Genomic DNA, 23244 nt, shown 5'->3' with positions numbered 1-23244 from the left:
TGCGAACAGTCGCGCATTGATGGCGAAATGTTGTAGCAACAGCCCGGTATGACGTGTATCTTCCGCTGCGACCAGATCGACGCTCGCAAGCACCGTCAGCGCACGCTGCGTGATATCACCCAGGTTACCGATCGGGGTAGGAACGATATAGAGCGTGCTGGCAGAAATCTCTGCCCGATCGAGTTGTTTCATTGTTTCATCCGAATTGCCGATTTAATATTGAGCATCTAGAAAAAAACATCACTGGATACAGTATGCTTCCTTCAAAAGTCGTACGTCATAAAGCAGGACGCTTTGTACCTGTTCTTCTCGCTGGACTGATTTTAGCCGCCTGTAGCGGCCAGGGACCGCAGCAAACCTCCAACGTCAATATTCAGGGGCCTGCTACTGGCCGGTCTGACTATTATCTGCAGCAGGTGCAGCAAAGCAGCGATGATAGCAAGACCGACTGGCAATTACTTGCCATCCGTGCCCTGTTGAAGGAAGGAAAGTATCCGCAGGCTAACGATCAGATCTCGCAACTGCCACAGCAACTCTCTGCAGTGCAGCAGCAGGAGCTGCAATTACTGCGCGCGCAGATGCAGATTGGTCAGCAGGATTTCGGCGGCGCTCAGCAGACGCTGGGTCAGGTGAAGACTGATGGCCTGTCTCAGGATCAGCAGGTGCGCTACTACGCACTGCAAATCGCTGCGGCGCAAAATCGCCCTTCACTCGCGCTCTTACGCGCCTATATTGCTCAGGAGCCGTTGCTGCAAGGCGCCGACCACCAGAGCAATATTGACGCCACCTGGCAAGCTCTGACGCAAATGACGCAGGATCAGCTGAACAGCCTGGTGATTAACGCCAATGAGAACACCCTGCAAGGCTGGCTGGATCTGCTCAACACCTGGCATACCAACAGCCAGGATCCGCAGATGCTGAAAGCGGCGATCAAAGACTGGCAGACACGTTATCCGCAAAACCCGGGTGCGAAAACATTACCAACTCAGCTTAGCCAGGTGCAAAACTTCACCAAAGCCTCGACCAGCACCATCGCGCTGCTGCTGCCGCTGAATGGCCAGGCACAGGTTTTTGCCAATGCGATTCAGAAAGGTTTTAACGATGCTAAAAATGGCGTGTTAACTGCACCAGCCCCGCAACCCGCCCCTGCTGCTACCGCGGCAACCGATGCCAATGGCCAGCCGTCAGCACAACAGCCTGGCGACGCGAACGCACAACAGCCTGCCGATGCTAACGCTGCCGCTAACACGGTTGTCAGCCCGGCCATGGCGGGCAATATGCCACCGCAGACCGAACAGCCGCAGGCTGCCGCACAACCGGCGACAACGGCGGCTCAACCGGACAGCAGCGCGCAAGTGAAAGTCTATGACACCAGCAGCCAGCCGATTGCTCAGGTAATGCAGCAGGCGCAGCAGGATGGCGCGACCATCGTGGTAGGCCCACTGTTGAAAAACGAGGTGGAATCGGTGGTGAACAGCCAGACGCCACTCAACGTGCTGGCGCTGAACGAGCCAGAACAGATCCAGAACCATCCGAATATTTGTTATTTTGCGCTTTCTCCTGAAGACGAAGCGCGCGATGCCGCGCACCATATCTACGAGCAAGGCAAACGCCAGCCATTACTGCTGGTACCGCGTAGCAGCTATGGCGATCGCGTCAGCAAGGCGTTCGCACAGGAGTGGCAGAAACTTGGCGGTTCCACCGTACTGCAACAGCGTTTCGGTGGCGTTTCTGAGCTGAAACAAGGTATTAATAGCGGAGCGGGTATCGCATTGAGTGGCACGCCGCTGACGGTTGAACAGCCGCAGTCTGCCGCCGTGGCTGTTGCGGGCCTGACCATTCCAGCGCCGCAAACCACCCCGCCAGCGCCAACGACCGATGCCAGCGGCGGCAGTGTGGATGCAGTGTACATCGTGGCCAGCCAGGACGAGCTGCAACTGATCAAGCCGATGATTGCGATGCGCACCAGCAGCCGCAACAACATCGCACTGTATGCAAGCTCACGCAGTGCGCAGGCGGGTGCCGGTCCAGACTTCCGTCTGGAAATGGATGGCCTGCAGTTCAGTGATATTCCGCTGCTCTCCGGTAACAATCCGGGTCTGATGCAGCAGGCGGCGAAGTCGTTTAACAACGATTATTCGCTGGTTCGCCTCTACGCGATGGGCATTGATGCCTGGACGCTGGCGAATCACTTTAACCAGATGCGCCAGGTGCCTGGTTTTGCCATTGATGGCAACACTGGCAAACTGAGCGCCGACACGGATTGCGTGATCAACAGGAAGTTGGCATGGAACCAGTATCGTCAGGGACAAATCGTTCCAGTGCAGTAAACCGCCAGCGCATTGGCGCTGAGCAGGAGCAGCAGGCGCGTGGCTATCTGGAGCGCGCCGGGCTGCGATGGGTTGCCAGCAACGTGCGTTGCCGCAGTGGGGAAATTGATCTCATTATGCGAGACGCCGATTGCTGGGTGTTTGTCGAAGTGCGCTATCGACGCGATGCGCGCTACGGCGGTGCCGCCGCCAGCGTGACGCGCCAGAAACAACAAAAGCTGCTGCGTACCGCTGCATGGTGGTTGCTGGCACGCGGCGGCAGTTTTGATACGGTGAATTGCCGTTTTGACATCATTGCCATTACCGGGCGTGAGCTGGAATGGCTGCCCGATGCCTTTAATGCCGATGGATAGAACCAGGTGGTCTTGTGCAGGACAGAATTAAAGCGTGTTTTACCGAAAGTATTCAGACTCAAATCGCCGCTGCGGAGGCACTGCCGGATGCGATTTCTCGCGCCGCTATGACGCTGGTGCAGTCGCTGCTGAACGGTAACAAAATCCTGAGTTGTGGTAACGGTGCTTCATCGGCCAATGCTCAGCATTTTGCCGCCAGTATGATTAACCGTTTTGAGACCGAGCGCCCCAGCCTGCCTGCGCTGGCACTTAGCGCCGACAATGTCATGCTGACGGCGATCGGCAACGATCGTCTCCACGATGAAGTTTATGCCAAGCAGGTTCGCGCGCTTGGTCAGGCCGGTGATGTGCTGCTGGCTATTTCAACCCGTGGCAACACCCGCGATATTGTTAAAGCGGTTGAAGCTGCGGTGACTCGCGATATGACTATCGTCGCGTTGACCGGCCATGATGGCGGTGAGCTGGCGGGCCTGTTGGGTCCGCACGATGTGGAAATTCGCATTCCGTCACATCGCAGCGCACGCATTCAGGAGATGCATATGCTGACGCTGAACTGCCTGTGTGATTTGATTGATAACACTTTGTTCCCACACCAGGAATGACTGAAGGAGCTCAAATGAAAGCATTGAACGCTGTCGCCATTCTTTTAACCGCCATGATGCTGCAAGGCTGTGTTGCCGTTGTGGCAGGCGGCGCCGCTGTGGCGACCAAAACCGCAACGGACCCGCGCACCGTCGGTACGCAAGTGGATGATGGTACGCTGGAACTGCGTGTCAGTAACGCACTGGCTAAAGATGAACAAATCAAAAACCAGGCGCGCGTCGTGGTCACCGCTTATCAGGGCAAAGTGCTGCTGACCGGTCAATCGCCATCGGCTGATTTGGCGAGCCGCGCCAAGCAGATTGCCATGGGCGTGGATGGTGCCACCGAGGTGTATAACGAAATCCGCACTGGCCAGAAAGTGAGCCTCGGCACGTCATCATCCGATACCTGGATCACCACCAAAATCCGCTCACAGCTGCTGGGTAGCGATCAGGTGAAATCATCGAACGTGAAAGTGACCACGGAAAACGGTGAAGTGTTCCTGCTCGGTCTGGTGACACAACAGGAAGCCACTGCGGCGGCCGATGTGGCCAGTCGTGTAAGCGGTGTGAAACACGTAACGACCGCGTTCACCATCCTGAAGTAATCTGCATCTGACGGGCGCAGTCAGCTGCGCCCCGACCACAGACAAGGGCAGCCTCAGCGGGCTGCCTTTTTTTATGCCGGTAAATCGATGACGAGAGCACGTAGCGGCGTTTTCGCCTGCAACGTAATCTGCTGTTCTTCACTCAAGAACGCGCCGTCACCGCAGCTCAGTAACTCCTGATTGGCGCTACTTGCCTGCAGATCCAACGAACCGTGGATAGATTGCAGATAGGCACGAGGGCCGTTCAGTTTCACCATATGCTGCTCACCGGGTGCGAGTATCACCTGATGGACCCAAACTTGCTGACGCAGTTGCAGGCTGCCATCCACGCCGTCTGGCGAGGCCAGCAAGAAACGGGTCTGCTGCGGCACAGCGATTTTCTGCAGCAGCGGATTCTCTCGATCCGGGCAGGCCGCCAGCCACAGCTGCATGCGTGTTAGCGGGTGATCTTTGCTGATGTTGATTTCGCTGTAGTTCACACCCTGACGTGCCGACAGCAGCATGGCCTCGCCTTCCCGCGCGACCAGGTGGTTACCTTCGCTGTCGCGGTATTCTGCTTCGCCCTGCAACACCAGGTTCAGCACATCCACCTGCGGATAGCTGCGTGGCTGGAACGCCGCACCGGGTGCCAGCACTTCCTGATTAAGCACACGCAATGAGGCGTAGCCCATTAATTTCGGGTCAAAATAGTGGCCAAAAGAGAAGCTGTATCGCGCCTGCAACCAACCGAAATCGGCCTGGCCACATGCTGACGCGCAGCGGGTTGTCATCATGATTTACCTCCGACGCACTGCGGTGAGATTCGACCACAGGCTTTATACGTTAATGGTAAAAGGCTGGACGCCGGATTGTTAGCCAGTTAATCTGCCTGGCATATTCAAATTTACTGACAGAGAACCGGCATGGCAAAAGACCGCGCGTTAACCCTCGAAGCTTTACGTGTGATGGATGCTATCGACCGTCGTGGTAGCTTTGCTGCGGCAGCCGATGAACTGGGCCGCGTTCCCTCTGCATTGAGCTATACCATGCAGAAACTGGAAGAAGAGCTGGACGTGGTGCTGTTTGACCGCTCCGGCCATCGCACCAAGTTCACCAATGTCGGGCGTATGCTACTGGAGCGTGGGCGCGTGCTGCTGGAAGCGGCCGATAAACTCACCACCGATGCCGAAGCGCTGGCTCGCGGTTGGGAAACCCATCTCACCATTGTGGCCGAAGCACTGATCCCCACCAATCTGCTGTTTCCTGTCGTTGAAAAGCTGGCTGAGAAAGCCAACACGCAGATTTCGCTGGTGACGGAAGTGCTGGCCGGTGCCTGGGAGCGTCTTGAACAGGGCCGCGCGGACATCGTGATAGCGCCTGATATGCATTTCCGTGCATCAACCGAGATCAACACCCGTAAGCTCTACAGCATTATGAGCGTCTACGTGGCCAGTCCGGATCACCCGATTCATCAGGAAGCCGAGCCGCTGTCTGAAGTGACGCGCGTGAAGTATCGCGGCATCGCGGTGGCGGATACCGCGCGCGAACGCCCGGTGTTAACGGTGCAGCTGCTGGATAAACAGCAACGCCTGACGGTGAGTAGCATGGACGATAAACGCCGAGCGCTGCTGGCAGGATTGGGTGTCGCCACCATGCCTTATCCGATGGTGGAACAGGATATCGCCGAAGGCCGTCTGCGTGTGGTGAGTGCCGAATACACCCGTGAGGTGGATATCATTATGGCATGGCGTCGCGATAGCATGGGTGAAGCCAAAGCGTGGTGCCTGCGTGAAATCCCGCGGTTGCTGGCGAAGCAGCGTAGCTGATTAAGACCAGGCCGGCATAAATACTGACTCTATCCCAACAGTGTAGCGGGATATTCATCGCAAACATCATGAGCCGGGATGCGTGCCGGACGTTGTAGTGCTGGCTTCATCCGGCCCTGGTTTACCATCACATCCGGCTCAGACAATCGATCGCCACCGCTTTAAAGCTGACGAAATCCGCGCAATCGCGCAATCGGGTCATCGCCCGCTCGCGCAGGAAAGTAACGAACAGATCGTAAATCGCCATCGCCTCTTCGTATTCGCTTTTGCTGATCGCCAGCAGGAAAATCACCGAAGCGGTTTCATCACCCCAGCTCACGCCATGCGGCGCCAGCACGGTATACACCACGGTTTTCTTCGCCAGCAATCCCAGTGAGTGTGGCAGCGCAATGCCTTCGCCGAGCAGGGTGCTGACAATCGCTTCTCGCTCTTCGACGGAGGGATAAAAGTCCGCATCCACACAGCCTTCTGACTCCAGCTGATCGCACAACACGCGGAACAGCGCGGATTGCGTCATCGGCTTATCCAGCACCATAAAGTGCTGTGCATCGAAGTATTTTTCCAGCATGTAAGGCCGTGTGCGATCCACCAGCACCAGCTTACCCAACTGCTCCAGCTGGAACTCGGTCGGGAACGGCGACATCACCGCAATCGGTTTATTCTTCTCACTCAAACGCACGGTGGAAATCACGAAATCTTCGTCAATGTGTTCGCGCATCTCGTAATCACGCTGCGACAAACGCGCCGTGACCACCAACTGCGGGTATTTACGCAGCAGCAGCGCTTCAATCATGCGCAGTGTGGAGTTGCCGCTGTCGCACACCAGCAGCACCTGCGGATGGCGTTGATAGCCGACATCGTAATGCCGCTCTAGCCCGACACCGATGTGCAGCACCAGAAAACCGATTTCGTTCTCGCTGATGCTGTACGGCGTGTACTTTCCCCAGCTGGTGACCGCCGCCAGCGTCACGTCATACGCCATCGGATAGTGCTGTTTGATGTTACTCAGCAGCGGGTTGGGGATGTGAATCTGGTAGCGCACCCGGGTAATCATAGTTTTGATATGGGTGAGCAGATCGGCCCGCAGCTGCTCATCCTGCTGCAAGCGGTAGTTGTAATGGGTGTTGATGTAGTTCAGCAGGTAATCGACTAACGCATCGGCGTCATCAGCATTAATGGTGCTGGGCGACAGCGCCTGAATCTGCCGGGCGGCGATATTGACGCGCAGCCAGTTCTCTTCCGCCTGCGAGATCGGTTTGCCGACCAGCGGATGCATCAGATTCACCAGATGATGCGCGGCTTCGCGCACCTCATCACCGACATCTTCTGCGCCGGGATCGTTGAGCGGGAAACCTTCGCTGATGCGTCGCACCGCCACCGCACAGTAAATTTGCAGATAGCGCTCGCCCTCATCGCTAAGGCGAATCGCGTGCTGATTAAAGCAGTGCTGCAGCAGCGGCTCCAGCTGCGCCAGGATGCCGCTGTGCAGCGCTTCCACCGTCAACAGCGGGCTGTCGGGCATCTCCTGATCAATTTGCCACAGCAAATCCGTCAGGCAGGTGCGGATCGCCGCTTCGCTGCCGAACAACTTCATGCCGTAATGCGGCTTGGTTTCGATATTCAGATGATAGCGGCCAAGCCATTCCCGCACCTCCGCCATGTCGCTTTGCAGGGTGGCACGGCTGACAAACCACTCTTCCGACAGGTCTTCAAGCTTGAGTGAATAGGCGGCGGTGAGAAAACGCGTGAGCAAATAGCGTACGCGATCCTGAGAAGTGCGCGGCACGCGCAGCGGCGCGGCGCTCTCTTCCTGCAGACGGTCAAAAAGCGCCACATCGTCGATCTTCAGCTGATATCCCGCGCCGCGCGCCAGTACGAACTGTGCGCCGTGTTGCTCCAGCAGCGCATTCAGCGCGGTGATATCGGTGCGCACCGTGCGCGTTGAAACTGAAAAGCGGCGCGCCAGTTCATCCTGTGGCAGCGTTTCGTTTTGCAGCGCAGCGAAAAGTTGGGCCAGACGCTGATTGGGAAATCTCACGGAGCTTCACCTGTGACTCGTTTGTTACAGCAGTTTCTTGCACGTTGCCAGAAGCTGACGCACATCGTCAATGCGCGTGTCGCCAGTGGCACTGTCGATGATCGAACTATAGACGTGTGGAATCACTTTGCTGACGCCCGCATCGAGTGCAATCTGCACAATGGCTTCGAAGTTATTGAGATCGATGCCGCCGGTCGGCTCCAGCCAGAAGTCGTGACGCGCACAGGCTTCAGCAACGGCACGGTACTCATTCACCGCTTTTAAGCCGCCCATCGGGAAGTATTTCACCGAACTGCCCCCCATGTCCTGCAGCATGGCGATGGCGCTGTCGATCGGCACAATCGCATCTTCCAGTTGCGAGCTGCGCGGTCCGGTGGAGATTTTCACCAGGCCCGGCGTGCCGGTTGGTGAAATCAAACCGTTGACCACGGTGTGATGCTGCCCGAGCAGTGCGCGGCTGGTGGCGACACCGGTAAACACCTGGTTCACGTGCTGCGGTTGCAGCACCGCTGAGATCTTACTCACCATCGCCGACTGATTCGGATCGCCCGCGCCCAGTCCGACGGACAGCGCGTTGTCGATCAGTGCCGCGTACTCACGCATATCGGCAATCGCTTCTTCATTGCTCGCGTAATTTTTTGATAAGACGCCCACCAGCACGTGGCCTTCTGCGGCCTGCCAGATCTCTTTGGCGTTCTGCTTAGAACCGGCCAGCACGTTGAGGCACAGACGGCCCTGATAGAAATTCGGGTTCAGACTCATGCGCGTTTTCCTCCACTGAGTAACGCCTGGATACGGCTAAAGATAATATGCAGCTGATCGGTGCTGACGCTGCGCACATCCGCTTCGATAATGCCTTCGTTGGCTTTGTAGCCACGGAAGTAGATGGCGATGTCGCCGGTTTTCAGCGCCTGCACCAGCTCACCGGTTGGCCATTGAGTGACGGCCTCATCGAACTTGATCTCGGCACGGGCGATATCGCGGCCCGCCGCATCCCATACCACGCGTGCAGACACACCATTGATTGTGTTGAGGTTATCGATAAACGGCGTCATGTTGGCTACCATCTCAGCGCCGGTGGTTTTCGGCTGCACCAGATAGTTTTCAATCGCCTGCGTCAGACCAAGAATGCCCTCTTTACCGACTTTCATCGCGCGGCCAATACCGTTGCTTTGACGTTTTACCCACTCAACGTACTGGGTGCGGCCAATCACCAGACCGCTGGTCGGCCCTTCAATCGCCTTGGCACCGCTGTAGATCACCAGGTCCGCGCCCATCTGGTAGTAGCACTGCAGATCTTCTTCTGCCGCCGCATCCACGATTAACGGGATACCGTGTTTACGCGCGACTACCGCCGCCTGCTCCACACTCAGGTGGCTCTTCTGCACGCAGTGGTGTGATTTGATGTAAAGCAGCGCCGCCGTGGTTGGCGTGATGGCCGCAGCCAGCTGTTCTGGCGAACATTCGTTGCTGTAGCCGGCTTCCACCAGACGTCCGCCGCCCAGCGCCACCATCGCACCCACCGGCGCACCGAAGTTCACGTTATGGCCTTTCGGCACCACGATATCGTGCGGCACGGTCAGCGGCGCGGCATGCAGGTTGTCCAGCAGCCAGTCGTTATCTTTAACGATCACCGCCGCCACGCTCTGTGCGATGCCCGCAGAGGCGCAGGAGACCACCACCGCGCTCTCGACATCCAGCAGTTTAGCGATATACGCGCCGGTTTTATTGACCAGATCTTTGATCTCGAAATAGTGATTCAAACCGTAGCTGACGGTCTCGACCACATCGGCAGAAGGCGTTGAAACACCAAGAATGGTCATACGACCGGAGGCATTGATGACCTGTTTCAGGTCATATTTTTCATAAATCGAAGACATGATTAGCTTTCCCTTCATCAGTCAGATGCCACTTACCCGCGATAACCACGGCCAGCGGCAGCAAATGTTGCTCACCCAAAACCCGTTCGCCTTCAGCATCAACGAACGGGCGGGCTTCCTCTTTGACGGTAAAAATGGTCAGGTCGGCGTCATAACCTTCGGTTAAGCGCCCTTTGCCCGCTAAGCGCAGGCCAGCCGCGGCATTACCGGTGACGCAGTCGATAACCTGCGGCAGCGTCATGCCAATGCTGAAGAATTTCGACATCACATGCGCCAGGCTGTGTACCGGGCCGTTGATGCGGTTGCGACAGTAAATGTCCGAGCTAATGGTGTCGGGCAGAATTCCCTGCGCGATGGCCTGACGGGCCACTTCAAAGCTGAAGCTGGCGCTGCCGTGACCGATATCCAGCTTCACGCCGCGCGCGATGGCATTTTTCACCGCGGCTTTCAGTTCGCCCTGCGGCGACAGAATGCGGTTGGGTTTGCCGTTGAAGCAGTGAGTGATGATGTCACCGGAGGTGAGCAAATCGGCGATCTCTTCCAGCACCGGCGGGTTGTTGCCGATGTGCATCATCAGCGGCAGATTTCCCGCCGCCTGTTGAATGGCTTTGGCGCGAATCAGCGGCTGAATGCCATTTTCACCCACCACGCTGCTGCTCATGCGCGCTTTTAATCCCACGATAAAGTCCGGGCGACGTTTCACCGCCTGCACCACCGCATCACCGTCGATCTGCGTCATATCGGCCAGCTCATTCTGGGTGATGATGCCGGTACGTGAAATGTTGATCAGCGCGCGCACTTCGGTGGTGGCGGAACGGGTGAGCTGATAGAAATCGTCGATATGATCCGCGCCGGTGCTGCCTGCATCAATCACGGTAGTGACGCCCTGCGCCATCCCAATCGCATCGGCTTCATCGTGATAAATCGGGGATTTGGGATAGCAGTGCACGTGGCTGTCGATCCAGCCGGCGCTGACGTAATAGCGCCCCTCTAAATCGCGCTCCTGCTGAGCTGAACCGTTGACATCGCCGACCGCAGCAATCTTGCCGTGCTGGATGGCGATATCCACCAGCTGTTCGTCGCACAAACGCGCGCGGCGCAGAATCAGATCAAACATATTTACTCCTTAACAACCTGCATTCAGCCCGGTGCGCATCAATACGCACCCTACGGAATTTGCATCACATCTGTGTGGGGTCATCAATGTGCCTCCACACAGAATGCACTGTTCAATCGTAGGGCCGCCGTGAAGGGCGACCGTTAAATCGGAAACAGCTTTACAGCGAAACCGGGAACATTGCGCCTAACGCCATGGCACCTAAAATCGCGCCACCGGTGATCGGTTTGTTCCACAGATAAAACAACAACGCACCCACCAGCGAACCGATGCCAATCGGAATCGACGCGGCCATCGCAGACAGGATGATCAACGGCCCAAGGAAGCGACCCGATGCATTACCTGCGCCCATCATCACGTCCGCACCGTAGGTGGAATCGCTCTGATTGATGGTGAACTTACGCGCCAGGATAATCAGATAACCGATCGCTAAACCCACCACCAGGCCCGTGGCCAGTGATGCGGCAAAGTTTGCCACCGGGAACACAATGCCCGCGCCCAGCAGCAAAGCCGGAACGCCCAGCCCGACACCGGTTTGAATCGCACCGCCGATATCCAGAATCCCGACCAGCGAACCCTCGATGATGCGGGCAAACAGGAAGCTGGCACCAAACGCCGCCACGGCGCCATACACGCCGGTTTCCATGCCGGAACGCAGCATCGAAACAAACGCCACTTCGTTAAATGCACCGATGCCGTACAGGTAGTACATGTGCGTACCGGCAAACACCCCGGCGGACAGCAGGCCAACAAAGATCGGGAACGACCAGTCGGCATACCAGAACCCTTTGTTTTCAGTCTCGTTCATGCTCGAGGCTCCTTATTTGCCGCTCAGGCTGTTGTGAATCATGTCCAGCCAGCCTGGGACACCCAGCTGGAAGGATTGCAGCAGTTTCATGTCGAAGCCACGGAAGAAGCCACTCAGAGCGAACAGCAGCACAATCGCGAACATCATCACTTTGGTGACTTTGTTCCAGCCGCTCTCTTCCACGCCTTTACCAATCAGGATACCCAGCACCAGACCCGGTACGGCATTGCCCATGATCAACTGCGCCAGACCACCAAAGATGGTCGCCCAGAAACCGGATTTCTTACCGGCATCAATCGCTGCCAGCCAGAAGATCACCGGCATCACGGTGTTGACCAACAGGTTGGCCGCCGGCACCAGTACTTTAACCGCCGTAACCTGCAACGCTGCAGGCACCGCAGAAGCGGTACTGTTAAGGAACGCCACCACGATCATGCCGATGATGCCGCAGGCAATCGCCATGCGTTTCGGGTTGTGCAGGGTTTCCGCGACGTTACGATTTTTCACCATCAACGCAGCCGCGCCCCAGTTGGGCAGAATGCGGTGGTCAACGTCCTGTGTGAAGGAGCCTGCCGCCACAGACGATGCCCAGGCGTTAAAGAAGAAGCCAAGACCAAAGGAAAAGTGCGATGCAGGATCGCCTTCACAGGAATTGAGTTCACCCAAGGTACGAAACGCGCCCATACCCTGGGTGGTCGGTGCGTGGAACATGCGCGCTGCGCCCGCTCCTACTCCAACGCCAACCAATCCACCAATGATCAACGACTTAAACAAAATGATTAAAAACATGTTGTTGTACCCTTTGTTGTCGTTTTTATTTCGTCGCGATGAAATCCACCTTGTCGGTGTCGATCACGGTGACGCTGACGGTAATCTCCAGCTCGACGCTGTAATTCCGTCGTTCGCGCGCCAGAAAGAAGAACAAGAACTTCTCTGTGCGTACGCTCTCCTGCGCGCGCAGCACCCGCACATCTATGGGTTCAATGCGCAACAGAATCTTTTGGCTGGTGCGCAGCACTTGCTGCTGCACCTTGCTCAGTGCATCGGAAAAGGCTTTCGCTTTGCTGTCGCCTTTGCCCTGCACCGTTATCTGCGTCTCGTATTGCTGTTTCATGCTTAGCTGCCGTGTTTTTTATTCCAGGCCTGCACCAGACGTTCACCCAGCTCTTCTTTATCCATAAAGCCAAAGCCCAGTACGGTGGCGCCTTCGTTGATGGCGGTCACGCCTTCATCAATCGAACGCATACCGTGTTTGGCTTTGTAGCCATATTTGTTCTGTGCAGTGATGGCACCCGCGCCGCCGCTGCCGCAGAAGGAGATGCCGAAATCGGCGTTTTCCGCTTTCATCACATCGCCCAGCTTCATATCCGCTGCGACGCCCGGCACCACCACGGCACGGCCGCCTGCTTTCTCAATACCGGCTGCGACTTTCTGACCTTTACCCAGACGATCACCAATCACGACTGTTACCATGTTCAATTCCTCTCGATTTATGCTTCGTTGGATTTCGCCACTTCGATATGCACCGATAACAACCAGGCTTCTTCTTTGGGCAGATTGCCAAACAGATCGACCACCTGCTGTGCCAGCGCCATGGTTTCTGGCGAGATATCTTCAAACAGTTCGGCTTCCACTTCCGGCAAGGCTTCTCCCGTGAGGGAACGCGCTGCCATCGCCCGTACATGCGAGGCCAGCATTTGCTGCTGCACGGCATTGGCTTCGATGTGGTGCGCGGCGTAGATCGCCGCAATCTGCTTCAACGTGTTATCCGCCAACGCCTGAATGGCTTCTGGCGTACTCGGTTTCAGCGGGACAGCTTCACTCCTCACCTTGCTACTCCTGTTTACTGCGGATAATTAGAGATAATTCGCGTTAGAAAGAAATTACGCTTTCCGCTTCAGGCTGTGGAGACGCATCTTTTCCACCTCAAAGTGGAAATCCCACGGGCGTGTGTGCGCCAGATCGCACTACGCATGAAGTGTGCGAAACAGGTCACAAAAATGCGGGTTATGCCGGAAATCGATGCGTTTAAACGGAGGGAATGCGAGAGGAGATAAGGCCAGCCACAGGGCTGGCCGGGTTATCAGCGGAATTTCTTATGGTTGGCGTTACGAATATCTTCCAACTTCTTCGCTTCAGTTTTGGCTTCGTCGAGCTTGTTGGCTTTCGCCAACTGATCAACGACATCAATCTGCGCAATCAGAGAATCGAGACCGGCGTGATAATCCTTAATCTGGGCGCTATCGGCAGCCTGACCTTCCAGTTTTTCCGGCGTGGATTTTTTAGCATCCTCCGCCGCCTGGCGCATCTTGCCGAGCGCGGTTTGCATTTCCTGAGCATCAGAGGTTTTCTTCACCACGCTCAGGCCATCTTTCAGGGTATCCATATCACTCTTCAGGTCAGCGGCGAATACGCTAGCCGAGGAGAACAACAGCGAGAGAGACAACATTGCAATCACATGCTTACGCATAAATATTCCTTATTTCCCGTCATATTTCAGGTTCCAGACACGTTGGCTACGCTCACTCACCTTAGTCACTTACTGATGTAATGTCCTGAGGATTCATTCACTTGCCGCCTTTCTGTCACGCGAATTATTAAGGGGTATCATTGTCGGGCTAAAAAAAAAGCAGCCTTGCGGGCTGCTTTCATGAAGCGATGTCTTTATTGTCCGGCGATTTTCATCTCCGGCAGCAGCACCGAACCGCATTGTATATTGCTGCGCGTTTCAATGTCGTTACCGAGCGTTACCATATTGAGCCACATATCCTTGAGGTTGCCCGCAATTGTGATCTCGCTCACAGGATATTGGATTTCACCGTTTTCAACCCAGAAGCCTGATGCACCGCGTGAGTAATCACCGGTCATGGCGCTGACACTGGAGCCCATCATTTCGGTAACCACTAAACCACGGCCCATCTGCTTCAGCATATCTTCAAAGCTATGCCCCTGCCCCGCAATGCGCCAGTTGTGAATGCCGCCCGCATGACCGGTGCTCTGCAAGCCAAGCTTACGTGCCGAATAGCTGGTCAGCAGCCAGTTTTGCAGCACGCCATTTTTGATGATGTCACGCGCCTGAGTGCGGACACCTTCGCTGTCGAACGGCGTAGACGCCAGGCCTTTCAGCAGGTGCGGCTTCTCTTCAATCGTCAGCCACTCAGGCAAAATCTGTTTGCCGAGTGAATCCAGCAGGAAGGTCGCTTTGCGATAGACGCTACCGCCGCTGATCATGCCGACCAGATGGCCAAACAGACCCGTCGCCACTTCCGGCGCGAAGATCACCGGCGCTTTCATGGTTGGCAGTTTGCGCGGCGCCAGGCGTGACAACACGCGACGTGCGCACTCTTGTCCCACCCAATCCGCAGTTTGCAGATCGTTAATGGAACGGCCGATGGTGTAGGCGTAATCGCGCTCCATGTTGCCATCCTGCTCGGCAATCACACAGCTGGAGAGCGAATGGCGGCTGGAGCAGTAGCTCTGCAACATGCCGTGGCTGTTACCGAACACTTTGATGCCGACGTGGCTGTTGAAGCTGCCGCCTTCGGTATTGGTAATGCGCTTGTCAGCCTGCAGCGACGCCTGTTCGGCCTGTGCAGCCCATTCGATAGCGCGATCGGCATCGATCTCCCACGGATGGTAAAGATCGAGATCCGGCGCTTCAAATGCCAGCAGATCGGGATCGGCCGGGGCACCAAAAGGATCAACCGAGGTGTAACGCGCAATGTCGATCGCCGCCTGCACGGTACGTTTGATGGCATCCGGGCTGAGGTCGGTTGAAGAAGCACTGCCTTTGCGGTTCTGATGATAGACGGTGATGCCAAGTGCACCATCGCTGTTGAATTCGACGTTTTCCACTTCGCCATAGCGGGTACTGACGCCGATGCCGGTGGTTTTGGTCACCGCGACTTCTGCTCCATCGGTGCTGGCTTTCGCCAGTTCCAGCGCCTGCGCGACAGCCTGTTCTAACACTTTACGTTGTTCTGCAACCTGAGTAGATACGTTCATCGACCTGCCGTCTAATCTTAAGTATGAATTTATTGAGTCTATCAGACTCAGAGAACAATTTCGCAGTCGCCCGATAAACTGGTAGGATTAGCCTCTTTTTTTTAGGGAGCCAAGAGATGACCAAGCAGCCCGATGACTGGCTCGACGATGTGCCAGATAATCAAAACGAAGAAGATGAAGACGAAGAGATTATCTGGGTCAGCAAAAGCGAAATTAAACGCGACGCCGAAGAGCTGAAACGCCTGGGTGCCGAGTTAGTTGATCTGGGGAAAAACTCCCTCGACAAAATTCCACTCGACGATGATCTGCGTGCCGCCATTGAGCTGGCACAGCGTATTAAAAAGGAAGGCCGTCGCCGCCAGTTGCAGCTGATCGGTAAGATGTTGCGCGCGCGCGATGAAGATCCGATTCGTCAGGCACTGGATAAGCTGAAGAACCGCCATAACCAACAGGTTGCGCTGTTCCATAAACTCGAGCAACTGCGCGATCGCATGATCGAGAAAGGCGATGATGCGATCGCAGAAGTGATTAACCTCTATCCGCAGGCCGATCGCCAGCAACTGCGTACCATGATCCGTAATGCGCAGAAAGAGAAAGCCGCTAACAAACCACCGAAAGCCACCCGTCAGATCTTCCAGTATCTGCGTGAGCTGGCAGAGGCGTAAGTTTGCCGCGTGCATAAAAAGGGTCGCCAGTGGGCGACCCTTTTTAGTTTGGGCAAATAACAGAGCGTCATCAAACCCAGTGGCAACCCCGATTAAAGGGTCGCCACGCCATCAACGTCCCAATCTCTCCAGCAGTTTCTGGTGAATGCCACCAAACCCGCCGTTACTCATCACCAGAATGGAATCACCTGGCTGGGCTTCTTTTGCCACCATTTCCACCAGCGTATCGATATCCGCGCTCCACTTCGCCGGCTGGATGCAGGCTTCCGCGACATCAGACACCTGCCATGGAATGTGGTGCGGCTGGAACAGGAACACGTTATCGGCGCGACCCAGAGACGGGGCCAGCTCGTTTTTGCTCACGCCCATCTTCATGGTGTTGGATCGCGGCTCCAGTACCGCCAGAATACGCGCGGTACCACCGACTTTGCTGCGCAGCGCCGCCAGCGTGGCCAGAATCGCGGTGGGGTGATGGGCAAAATCGTCATACACTTTGATGGCATTCACTTCACCACGCAGCTCAAGACGACGGCGCGCATTGATAAAGCTGCTCAACGCTTCACCGGCATCCACCGGTTTCACCCCGACGTGACGCGCGGCCGCAATCGCCATCAGGCCATTGTGCATGTTGTGCTCGCCGACCAGCGCCCAGTTCACTTCACCGACTTTCTCGCCGTCCAGCCAGATCTCCCAGTGCGAAGAGTCCGGCGTCAGTTTTTTCGCCTGCCAGTGGCCGTTGTCGCCGACGGTTTCCTGCTCGCTCCAGCAGCCCATCGCCATCACTTGCTTAAGATTGTTATCGTGCTCCGGCAGCAGGATTTTGCCCTGGCCCGGCACGATGCGAATCAGATGGTGGAACTGCTTCTGAATCGCGCGCAAGTCATCAAAGATATCGGCGTGATCGAATTCGAGATTGTTAAGGATCAGCGTGCGCGGGCAGTAATGGACAAATTTGGAACGCTTGTCGAAGAACGCGCTGTCGTATTCATCCGCCTCAATCACGAAGAATGGACTTTTTCCTAATTTTGCCGAAACCTCGAAGTTTCCTGGCACTCCACCAATGATAAAGCCCGGTTCAAGGCCACAGGCCTCCAGAATCCACGCTGCCATGCCTGCGGTAGTGGTTTTGCCATGGGTTCCGGCCACGGCCAGTACCCAACGGTCACGCAGCACGAAATCATGCAGCCACTGCGGGCCAGAGAGGTAAGGAATGTTACGTTCCAGTACCGCTTCCACACACGGATTGCCGCGCGTCATGGCGTTGCCAATGATCACCAGATCCGGCTGCGGATCGAGCTGACTGGCATCATAACCTTCTGTCAATTCAATGCCTTGCTGTTCCAGCAAGGTGCTCATCGGCGGGTAGACATTGGCGTCAGAGCCGGTCACTTCATGCCCTAGCGAACGGGCCAGCATTGCCAGTCCGCCCATGAAAGTGCCACAAATCCCAAGGATGTGAATACGCATAAAGAGATCCATTACTCAAAAGTTCGGCGCACAGTGTAACCCCGAGCAGAGTGGGAAGAAACGGATTAGGACTATGGTTTTTAAAGTTCAATCGGCTAAACTGCGCTCATACGTTGGTAGCGTGTTAAAGCTGCTGCCACTCCATCGTAGATTCAGGGAATGTGTTATGAAAACGTTAGGCGAATTCATCGTCGAGAAGCAACACGACTTTCCACACGCCACAGGTGAACTGACGGCGCTGATTTCCTCCATTAAGCTCGGAGCCAAGATTATCCACCGCGACATCAACAAAGCGGGTCTGGTGGATATCCTCGGTGCCAGCGGCGTGGAAAACGTGCAGGGCGAACAGCAGATGAAGCTGGACCTCTTCGCGAATGAAAAACTGAAAGCTGCCCTGAAAGCGCGTGGTGTGGTTGCCGGTATCGCTTCCGAAGAAGAAGATGAGTTCGTCATCTTTGAAGGCTCAGAAGACGGTAAATACGTGGTGTTGATGGATCCGCTGGACGGCTCTTCCAACATCGACGTGAACGTTTCCGTCGGCACCATCTTCTCCATCTACCACCGCATCAGTGAGCCGGGTACGCCGATCACCGAAGCTGACTTTATGCAGCCGGGCAACAAGCAGGTTGCGGCCGGTTACGTGGTTTACGGTTCTTCCACCATGATGGTTTACACCACCGGTGTGGGCGTGCATGCGTTTACATACGATCCGTCACTGGGCGTGTTCTGTCTGAGCCATGAGCGCATGACCTTCCCGGAGAAAGGCTACACCTACTCCATCAACGAAGGTAACTACATTCGCTTCCCGCAGGGCGTGAAGAAATACCTGAAGTTCTGTCAGGAAGAAGATATCGCCACCAAGCGCCCATACACCTCGCGCTACATCGGTTCACTGGTGGCAGACTTCCACCGTAACCTGCTGAAGGGCGGTATTTACCTCTACCCAAGCACCGCCAGCCACCCGGAAGGTAAGCTGCGTCTGCTGTATGAGTGCAACCCAATGGCATTCCTGGCGGAACAAGCCGGTGGTAAAGCCAGCGATGGTGCCAACCGTATCCTCGACATCCAGCCTGAAACCCTGCACCAACGTTGCCCGTTCTTCTGCGGTAACGATGCGATGGTGGATGACGTTGAGCGCTTTATGCGTGAGTTCCCGGACAGCCACGAATAAGCTGATGTGATTTGAAAAAGCCCGCCAATAATGAGCGGGCTTTTTATTGGGTTATTTTCGTCGCTTTGCTTGCCGATCAATCAATTCACCCTGCGCGGAGTAGTAGCGGCTGGGCCAGATTTCATCCGGTGCGATGCCAATCGCTTCGGCAATCAGCCATTCGCCCTTGGGCCAGGGTCGGATTAAGGCATTGCCCAAAGTGGTCGAACACAACCCCGCTTCACGTGATACGGCGGCTAATGAAGTCCCTCTCTTGCGTAAGGCGGCTATAATATCGGCCTGATGCCAGTCCTGCTTGCTTTCACCCACGTCACTCTCCTTAGTTCTCGTTATAGGTTGCCATAACGATACTACGTTACTCGTAGTATCTGACAAGCAGCAAATCTACGATTCTCGTAGGCATGAAACCGACCTCTTCCCTGCAAAAAACCTTCTGTAGACGCCTGAAACAGGTGCGTCTGGTGAAGGGTTTTTCGCAAAAAGGGTTAGGGATTGCCGCTGGCATTGAAGAGTTTTCCGCCAGTGCGCGCATCAATCGTTATGAAGTCGGTGTGCATCAGCCCGATTTACTGACGCTGCAACTGCTGGCGAAAGCGCTGGAGATCCCCGCCGCCTATTTTCTGGCAGAAGATGACCAATTAGCAGACATGATCCTGCGCTTTGCTGAAGAGATAAGTAGCAACGCGCCATAAGCACGTTGCACCTGTTTTTACGCGGCGACCACGCGGAACTGCGCCATTGATTCCTGCAACTGCTGTGACTGCGCTTCCAGCGACTGCGTGGCGGCACTGGCTTCTTCCACCAGCGCGGCGTTTTGCTGCGCGGCTTCATCCATTTGCGTCACCGCCTGATTCACCTGCTCAATCCCACGGCTCTGCTCTTCTGAAGCAATCGAGATCTCTTTCATCAGTGATGTGACACGCATCACTTCGCTGGAGATTTCATCCATGGTTTCACCGGCGCGTGTCGCCATGTCGCTGCCCTCTTTAACACGCGTTTGTGATTCGCTGATCAACTCACGAATCTCTTTAGCGGCGGTCGCACTACGGCCAGCCAGCGTACGCACTTCGTTGGCGACCACGGCGAAGCCACGGCCCTGCTCGCCAGCACGCGCGGCTTCCACCGAGGCGTTCAGCGCGAGGATATTGGTCTGGAAGGCGATACCATCAATCACGCTGAGGATGTCGCCGATGCGGTTAGAGCTTTGGGTGATCTCCTGCATCTTCTCCATCACGTAACCCACCACCTCTGCGCCACGATCGGCGCTGGTCGACACATTGCTGGCCAATTGATTGGCCTGCTGAGCGTTACTGGCGTTAAGACGGACGGTGGCGGTCAGCTGCTCCATGCTGGCGGCCGTTTGCTCCAGCGAAGCAGCGGACTCTTCGGTGCGCTGCGACAGATGCACAGTGCCCGCCGCCAGTTCACGGCTGCCCACATCAATCTGCATGCTGGCTTCACGCACCTGACTCACCGAATCACGCAGCGCCAGCTGCATATCGGAAAGGGCCTGATTCAGGCGACCAATTTCATTTTTGCCTGCGGCAGGTAAAGGCTGCGAGAGATCGCCCGCCGCAATCTGTTCCAGATGTAGGATTGCGTTGTCCAGAGGACGCAGCAGCGAGCGACGCAACAACTGCCAGGCCAGTACGATTAGCAGCAGTGTCAGTACCATCACCACGCCAATCATCACCTTCATCCGGACTTCGTTGTCAGCCGCCTGCTTGAGGCGTGCCGCAGAGACTTCATCGGCGTAAATACTGAAATCATTCACCGCCTTCGAATAGTTTGCTGCCAGCTGTGATTGTTTGCCTTCCAGCACCTGATAGTACTCATCGGTATACTGTTTTTTTAAGGCATCCATCATGGGCGTGATGCCTTCTTTATCGTAGACGTTGTAGGTCGCCACAATCGCATCGGCCAGAGTTTTACCATGCGCTGTTACGGTGCCTGCATCGACAAATGCTTTGAGGAACTGGTGAGAACTGTCCACTGCGGCTTGCGCCTGCTGCGTGACTTTGGCGCCGTCATCCAACAGACCAATTTCGATCTTACGAACGGCCAGCGCCGCATTGGCGCGGGCGCGCATTAAATCTGAACGGCTTTGGTAGAGCTTGTTGAGTTCAATCCCCTGAATGCGGTTCAGCGCATCCAGAGATTGATTTCCAGCATTAATGGCATAGATGCCCATGGCGCTGACGGCTAACAGCATCACCGTCATGATGGCCAACAACGCAAGTAAAGCGGTACGTATTGATAGTTGTCTGATCATGATCATTCCCGTGTGTATGAAAAGGCAGAACTCCACTGGCCCTAAAACGGAGAGATTATCGGCAGCTGGTCGCAGAAACTTTATCCAATGTTGATGGTCAATCTGCCGACGTTCGCTTACCCTTCAGCTTTTCTGAAGTCCGCTGCGCAAAAATGAAGGAATGAAATGATGAAAAAGTGGCTCCCGATTGCCTGTCTGTTCGCCAGTAGTATGGTTATGGCGCAGACGCATCCGCTCGACCAGCAGCTACAGCAGTGTCTGGACAAGGAATCCAGCACCGCGGGCATGTCCCAGTGCTACGGCAGCGCCAATAAGGCCTGGGATAAAGAGATGAATATGCAGTACAACCAGATGATGAAAAAATTAACTGGCGAACCTAAAGACAAATTACGTGCTGCCCAACGCGCGTGGCTGGCCTATCGCGATAGCTGGATGGAGGCCAGCCGCAGCTATTTTATGAGTCGCCAGGGCAGCATGGCAGCCCTTTCCATCGGGGCTCAGGGCGTTAATCTGGTGCGGAATCAGGCTTTAATGTTGCAATCAATGAACAAAGGCAGTTGCGCCAATCCCGATGATTGTTGATAAATGGTGGCGTTAAAAAAACGTCAGCGCAGGCACTGACCTGCGCATCCATCCATCTTCAGGGAGAAAACATGGCTGCTTATGCCTCTACCATCATTCTGGTCTGCCTCGCCGTCCTGAGCTATTTCGTTCATAACAGTGCCGTTACCATTTCCATTCTGATCCTGCTCGCCATCAAGCTGACACCGCTGTCGCAGTTCTTCCCGTATGTGGAAAAACAGGGCATTCAGATCGGCATTATTATTCTAACTGTCGCAGTGATGGCGCCACTGGCAAGTGGGACGTTGCCCGCTTCATCCTTGCTGAAGTCATTTGCTAACTGGCAATCGATCGTGGCGATCATTGTCGGGGTGTTTGTTGCCTGGCTGGGCGGGCGCGGCGTCAGTTTTATGAGCGTGCAGCCATCAGTGATTGGTGGATTGTTAATCGGCACCGTGATTGGCGTGGCGTTTTTCCGTGGTGTGCCGGTCGGACCACTGATTGCTGCAGGGATTGTCTCGCTGTTTGTCACCGCGAAGTAGGCCGTTGGAGCATTCCGAAACGCCAAAAAGGGGGCATACTTTCAGAGTCAGTTGGCTATAATAGCCGTCACTCAACATACGACCAATGAAGGAAAGCCAGATGAGTTTGAACCAGGTGCCTGCAGGTAAAGAACTGCCAGAAGATATCTATGTCGTTATCGAGATCCCAGCGAATGCCGATCCGATCAAATATGAAGTGGACAAAGAGTCTGGCGCCCTGTTTGTAGACCGTTTCATGTCTACCGCCATGTTCTATCCGTGCAACTACGGTTACATCAACCACACCCTGTCTCTGGATGGTGATCCGGTTGACGTGCTGGTACCAACCCCGTATCCGCTGGTGCCGGGCTCAGTGATTCGCTGCCGTCCAGTTGGCGTGCTGAAAATGACCGACGAGTCTGGCGAAGATGCCAAACTGGTTGCGGTTCCGCACACCAAACTGAGCAAAGAATACGATCACATCAAAGATGTGAACGACCTGCCAGAACTGCTGAAAGCGCAGATCACCCACTTCTTCGAGCACTACAAAGATCTGGAAAAAGGCAAATGGGTAAAAGTTGACGGCTGGGACAACGCTGAAGCGGCCAAAGCTGAAATCATCTCTTCTTACGAGCGCGCACAGAAGAAATAATCTTCTCTGCCTCGCAAGCATAAAAAAACACCGTCCAATGGACGGTGTTTTTATTTATGCCTCGGGTGCGTCGTCGCGCTTTAGCCAGTCACCGCTCGCAATGCGGGTGCGACCCGCAATCGAACGCTGATAGACATACAGCCAGGCACTCCCGTAAGGCGTCTGGATGAGTTGGCGTTTGTATTCGCCATTCTTGGTGCGCAAGGCATCGAGTTCGCCAAGCGTGCTGGCGTCGATGCGATACACTTCGCAGAAGACGGTTCCCTCATCTTCAACGACGCCCGGATAGTGACCCAGATTGTAGAGCGCAAACCCTTCAATCTGATGGTCGCCGAGCCATTGCGCATTCGTCATCCAGTGACTGTTTCCCTGTTTGCGCCGTAAACTGCCGTAGACAATTATTCGCATTG

At 55.5% G+C, this 23244-nt stretch carries 28 protein-coding genes; 11 read left to right on the top strand and 17 right to left on the bottom strand.

Annotation, left to right across the window (positions count from 1 at the left end; all coding sequences use genetic code 11):
• On the bottom strand, window positions 1-192 hold a 192-nt coding region (locus RT340_RS02310), incomplete at its 3' end, for an SAM-dependent methyltransferase (RefSeq protein ID WP_313373823.1).
• 62 nt (window positions 193-254) lie between these two features.
• Here RT340_RS02310 and RT340_RS02305 point away from each other — a divergent pair.
• From RT340_RS02305 to dolP, 4 genes are read left to right on the top strand one after another with little or no spacing between them, the layout of a single operon-like run.
• Window positions 255-2330, top strand: a complete 2076-nt coding sequence (locus tag RT340_RS02305) for a penicillin-binding protein activator (protein WP_211728491.1) — start codon at window positions 255-257, stop codon at window positions 2328-2330.
• Window positions 2288-2683, top strand: coding sequence for a YraN family protein (locus tag RT340_RS02300; RefSeq protein ID WP_097119518.1), 396 nt, complete (start codon window positions 2288-2290; stop codon window positions 2681-2683). Before RT340_RS02305 ends, RT340_RS02300 begins: the two co-directional genes overlap by 43 nt.
• A gap of 14 nt (window positions 2684-2697) precedes the next feature.
• Window positions 2698-3285, top strand: coding sequence for a DnaA initiator-associating protein DiaA (diaA, locus tag RT340_RS02295; RefSeq protein ID WP_034829211.1), 588 nt, complete (start codon window positions 2698-2700; stop codon window positions 3283-3285).
• 14 nt (window positions 3286-3299) lie between these two features.
• A complete protein-coding gene (gene dolP / locus RT340_RS02290) occupies window positions 3300-3872 on the top strand; it encodes a division/outer membrane stress-associated lipid-binding lipoprotein (protein ID WP_034829213.1) in 573 nt (190 codons plus the stop codon).
• Window positions 3873-3943: 71 nt separating this feature from the next.
• Here the strand turns inward: dolP and RT340_RS02285 are convergent, their stop codons facing one another.
• Window positions 3944-4645, bottom strand: a complete 702-nt coding sequence (locus tag RT340_RS02285; protein WP_160833726.1) for a pirin family protein — start codon at window positions 4643-4645, stop codon at window positions 3944-3946.
• A 129-nt stretch (window positions 4646-4774) separates the two neighbouring features.
• On the opposite strand from RT340_RS02285, the gene RT340_RS02280 reads away from it, so the two are divergent.
• Window positions 4775-5677 carry a LysR family transcriptional regulator gene (locus RT340_RS02280; RefSeq protein WP_038644506.1) on the top strand — a complete coding sequence of 301 codons (903 nt, stop codon included), beginning with the start codon at window positions 4775-4777 and terminating at the stop codon, window positions 5675-5677.
• A 127-nt stretch (window positions 5678-5804) separates the two neighbouring features.
• Here the strand turns inward: RT340_RS02280 and RT340_RS02275 are convergent, their stop codons facing one another.
• From RT340_RS02275 to pmbA, 11 genes are all read right to left on the bottom strand, one after another.
• Entirely contained in the window at window positions 5805-7715 is a 1911-nt protein-coding gene (locus tag RT340_RS02275; protein WP_211728490.1) for a BglG family transcription antiterminator, read from the bottom strand.
• A gap of 24 nt (window positions 7716-7739) precedes the next feature.
• Window positions 7740-8477: a 2-dehydro-3-deoxy-phosphogluconate aldolase gene (gene dagF / locus RT340_RS02270; RefSeq protein WP_211728489.1), complete on the bottom strand. Its 738-nt coding sequence runs from the start codon at window positions 8475-8477 to the stop codon at window positions 7740-7742.
• Entirely contained in the window at window positions 8474-9595 is a 1122-nt protein-coding gene (locus RT340_RS02265) for a DgaE family pyridoxal phosphate-dependent ammonia lyase (RefSeq protein ID WP_097119512.1), read from the bottom strand. The genes dagF and RT340_RS02265 overlap by 4 nt, the downstream gene beginning before the upstream one ends.
• Window positions 9579-10712 (bottom strand): amidohydrolase/deacetylase family metallohydrolase, encoded by a 1134-nt coding sequence (locus tag RT340_RS02260; protein WP_313373814.1) that lies wholly within the window; start codon window positions 10710-10712, stop codon window positions 9579-9581. The genes RT340_RS02265 and RT340_RS02260 overlap by 17 nt, the downstream gene beginning before the upstream one ends.
• 160 nt (window positions 10713-10872) lie before the next feature.
• Window positions 10873-11520 (bottom strand): DUF4310 family protein, encoded by a 648-nt coding sequence (locus RT340_RS02255; RefSeq protein WP_034829224.1) that lies wholly within the window; start codon window positions 11518-11520, stop codon window positions 10873-10875.
• 12 nt (window positions 11521-11532) lie between these two features.
• Window positions 11533-12309, bottom strand: coding sequence for a DUF4311 domain-containing protein (locus RT340_RS02250; protein ID WP_097119509.1), 777 nt, complete (start codon window positions 12307-12309; stop codon window positions 11533-11535).
• A gap of 25 nt (window positions 12310-12334) precedes the next feature.
• The gene (locus RT340_RS02245; protein WP_097119508.1) at window positions 12335-12634 is read right to left on the bottom strand and encodes a DUF4312 family protein; all 300 of its coding nucleotides are present in this window, start codon (window positions 12632-12634) and stop codon (window positions 12335-12337) included.
• Between the two features lie 2 nt (window positions 12635-12636).
• The gene (locus tag RT340_RS02240) at window positions 12637-12993 is read right to left on the bottom strand and encodes an SFCGS family glycine-rich protein (RefSeq protein ID WP_009087404.1); all 357 of its coding nucleotides are present in this window, start codon (window positions 12991-12993) and stop codon (window positions 12637-12639) included.
• 17 nt (window positions 12994-13010) lie between these two features.
• Complete coding sequence (locus tag RT340_RS02235) at window positions 13011-13349, bottom strand: glycine dehydrogenase (protein WP_034829231.1); 339 nt, start codon at window positions 13347-13349, stop codon at window positions 13011-13013.
• Window positions 13350-13603: 254 nt separating this feature from the next.
• Window positions 13604-13990 carry a cytochrome b562 gene (gene cybC, locus RT340_RS02230; RefSeq protein ID WP_038644492.1) on the bottom strand — a complete coding sequence of 129 codons (387 nt, stop codon included), beginning with the start codon at window positions 13988-13990 and terminating at the stop codon, window positions 13604-13606.
• 194 nt (window positions 13991-14184) lie between these two features.
• Complete coding sequence (pmbA, locus tag RT340_RS02225) at window positions 14185-15525, bottom strand: metalloprotease PmbA (protein ID WP_097119507.1); 1341 nt, start codon at window positions 15523-15525, stop codon at window positions 14185-14187.
• 116 nt (window positions 15526-15641) lie between these two features.
• On the opposite strand from pmbA, the gene yjgA reads away from it, so the two are divergent.
• Window positions 15642-16190, top strand: a complete 549-nt coding sequence (gene yjgA, locus RT340_RS02220; protein WP_034829237.1) for a ribosome biogenesis factor YjgA — start codon at window positions 15642-15644, stop codon at window positions 16188-16190.
• Between the two features lie 111 nt (window positions 16191-16301).
• Here yjgA and mpl read toward each other — a convergent pair whose 3' ends face one another.
• Entirely contained in the window at window positions 16302-17657 is a 1356-nt protein-coding gene (gene mpl, locus RT340_RS02215) for a UDP-N-acetylmuramate:L-alanyl-gamma-D-glutamyl-meso-diaminopimelate ligase (protein ID WP_045832883.1), read from the bottom strand.
• Between the two features lie 166 nt (window positions 17658-17823).
• Here mpl and fbp point away from each other — a divergent pair, with 166 nt between their 5' ends.
• Entirely contained in the window at window positions 17824-18828 is a 1005-nt protein-coding gene (gene fbp, locus RT340_RS02210; protein WP_313373805.1) for a class 1 fructose-bisphosphatase, read from the top strand.
• 51 nt (window positions 18829-18879) lie between these two features.
• Here fbp and RT340_RS02205 read toward each other — a convergent pair whose 3' ends face one another.
• Window positions 18880-19137: a helix-turn-helix domain-containing protein gene (locus tag RT340_RS02205; RefSeq protein ID WP_097119506.1), complete on the bottom strand. Its 258-nt coding sequence runs from the start codon at window positions 19135-19137 to the stop codon at window positions 18880-18882.
• 92 nt (window positions 19138-19229) lie between these two features.
• On the opposite strand from RT340_RS02205, the gene RT340_RS02200 reads away from it, so the two are divergent.
• A complete protein-coding gene (locus RT340_RS02200) occupies window positions 19230-19520 on the top strand; it encodes a helix-turn-helix domain-containing protein (RefSeq protein WP_097119505.1) in 291 nt (96 codons plus the stop codon).
• A gap of 17 nt (window positions 19521-19537) precedes the next feature.
• On the opposite strand, the gene RT340_RS02195 is transcribed toward RT340_RS02200, so the two are convergent.
• Entirely contained in the window at window positions 19538-21097 is a 1560-nt protein-coding gene (locus tag RT340_RS02195; protein ID WP_058959570.1) for a methyl-accepting chemotaxis protein, read from the bottom strand.
• Between the two features lie 171 nt (window positions 21098-21268).
• Here RT340_RS02195 and RT340_RS02190 point away from each other — a divergent pair, with 171 nt between their 5' ends.
• The 3 genes from RT340_RS02190 (at window position 21269) to ppa (ending at window position 22834) form a co-directional block, all read left to right on the top strand.
• On the top strand, window positions 21269-21682 hold the full coding sequence (locus RT340_RS02190) for a lysozyme inhibitor LprI family protein (protein WP_097119504.1): 414 nt from the start codon (window positions 21269-21271) through the stop codon (window positions 21680-21682).
• Window positions 21683-21753: 71 nt separating this feature from the next.
• Window positions 21754-22203, top strand: coding sequence for a DUF441 domain-containing protein (locus RT340_RS02185; RefSeq protein WP_038644476.1), 450 nt, complete (start codon window positions 21754-21756; stop codon window positions 22201-22203).
• 100 nt (window positions 22204-22303) lie between these two features.
• Window positions 22304-22834 (top strand): inorganic diphosphatase, encoded by a 531-nt coding sequence (gene ppa / locus RT340_RS02180; RefSeq protein WP_034829250.1) that lies wholly within the window; start codon window positions 22304-22306, stop codon window positions 22832-22834.
• A 54-nt stretch (window positions 22835-22888) separates the two neighbouring features.
• Here ppa and RT340_RS02175 read toward each other — a convergent pair whose 3' ends face one another.
• A complete protein-coding gene (locus RT340_RS02175) occupies window positions 22889-23242 on the bottom strand; it encodes a gamma-glutamylcyclotransferase (protein WP_034829253.1) in 354 nt (117 codons plus the stop codon).
• Window positions 23243-23244: the final 2 nt, after the last annotated feature.

This window comes from Pantoea sp. CTOTU50773, from assembly GCF_032082325.1.
GTDB lineage: Bacteria > Pseudomonadota > Gammaproteobacteria > Enterobacterales > Enterobacteriaceae > Pantoea > Pantoea communis.
The sequence above is the reverse complement of the archived record's forward strand: the minus strand, read 5'-3'. Positions and strand labels throughout refer to the sequence as shown.